Origin of the sequence: Alkalibaculum sporogenes (assembly GCF_009362815.1) — a bacterium.
In the GTDB taxonomy this organism is placed as follows: domain Bacteria; phylum Bacillota; class Clostridia; order Eubacteriales; family Alkalibacteraceae; genus Alkalibaculum_A; species Alkalibaculum_A sporogenes.
Genome location: NZ_WHNX01000078.1, coordinates 1 through 1531, shown reverse-complemented (window position 1 = coordinate 1531; position 1531 = coordinate 1). Strand labels below are relative to the sequence as shown.

The following is a 1531-nucleotide window of genomic DNA, read 5'->3' as shown; positions in this document are numbered from 1 at the left end:
ATTTGAGAGTTTGATCCTGGCTCAGGACGAACGCTGGCGGCGTGCCTAACACATGCAAGTCGAACGAGTTACTTAAGCTTGCTTAAGTAATTAGTGGCGGACGGGTGAGTAACGCGTGGGCAATCTGCCCTGTGGAAAGGGATAGCCTCGGGAAACCGGGATTAATACCTTATGAAGTTATTTTTACGCATGTAGAGATAATGAAAGATTTATCGCCACAGGATGAGCCCGCGTCCCATTAGCTAGTTGGTGAGATAATAGCCCACCAAGGCGACGATGGGTAGCCGACCTGAGAGGGTGAACGGCCACACTGGGACTGAGACACGGCCCAGACTCCTACGGGAGGCAGCAGTGGGGAATATTGCGCAATGGGGGCAACCCTGACGCAGCAACGCCGCGTGAGTGAAGAAGGTTTTCGGATTGTAAAACTCTGTCTTTGGGGAAGAAAAAAATGACGGTACCCAAGGAGGAAGCCCCGGCTAACTACGTGCCAGCAGCCGCGGTAATACGTAGGGGGCAAGCGTTGTCCGGAATTATTGGGCGTAAAGGGCGTGTAGGCGGTAGGATAAGTCAGATGTGAAAGTTCGGGGCTCAACCCCGGAATTGCATTTGAAACTGTACTACTTGAGTACTGGAGAGGTAAGTGGAATTCCTAGTGTAGCGGTGAAATGCGTAGATATTAGGAGGAACACCAGTGGCGAAGGCGACTTACTGGACAGTTACTGACGCTGAGGCGCGAAAGCGTGGGGAGCAAACAGGATTAGATACCCTGGTAGTCCACGCCGTAAACGATGAGTGCTAGGTGTTGGGGAGACTCAGTGCCGCAGTTAACACAATAAGCACTCCGCCTGGGGAGTACGGTCGCAAGACTGAAACTCAAAGGAATTGACGGGGGCCCGCACAAGCAGCGGAGCATGTGGTTTAATTCGAAGCAACGCGAAGAACCTTACCAGGTCTTGACATCCTTTGACAATCCAAGAGATTGGACGTTCCCTTCGGGGACAAAGAGACAGGTGGTGCATGGTTGTCGTCAGCTCGTGTCGTGAGATGTTGGGTTAAGTCCCGCAACGAGCGCAACCCTTGTATTTAGTTGCCATCAGGTTAAGCTGGGCACTCTAGATAGACTGCCGTAGACAATACGGAGGAAGGTGGGGATGACGTCAAATCATCATGCCCCTTATGACCTGGGCTACACACGTGCTACAATGGCCTGAACAACGGGTTGCGAAATGGCAACATGGAGCTAATCCCACAAATCAGGTCTCAGTTCGGATTGCAGGCTGCAACTCGCCTGCATGAAGTTGGAGTTGCTAGTAATCGCGGATCAGAATGTCGCGGTGAATGCGTTCCCGGGCCTTGTACACACCGCCCGTCACACCACGAAAGTTGGCAACACCCGAAGTCAGTGAGCCAACCAGTTTACTGGGAGCAGCTGCCGAAGGTGGGGTTAATAATTGGGGTGAAGTCGTAACAAGGTAGCCGTATCGGAAGGTGCGGCTGGATCACCTCCTTTCTAGGGAGTTTAGGTAAA

General features: G+C 52.4%; 1 rRNA gene. It reads left to right on the top strand.

Annotated elements, in window-relative coordinates:
- Nucleotides 1-1513, top strand: a 16S ribosomal RNA gene (locus GC105_RS16590).
- Nucleotides 1514-1531: the final 18 nt, after the last annotated feature.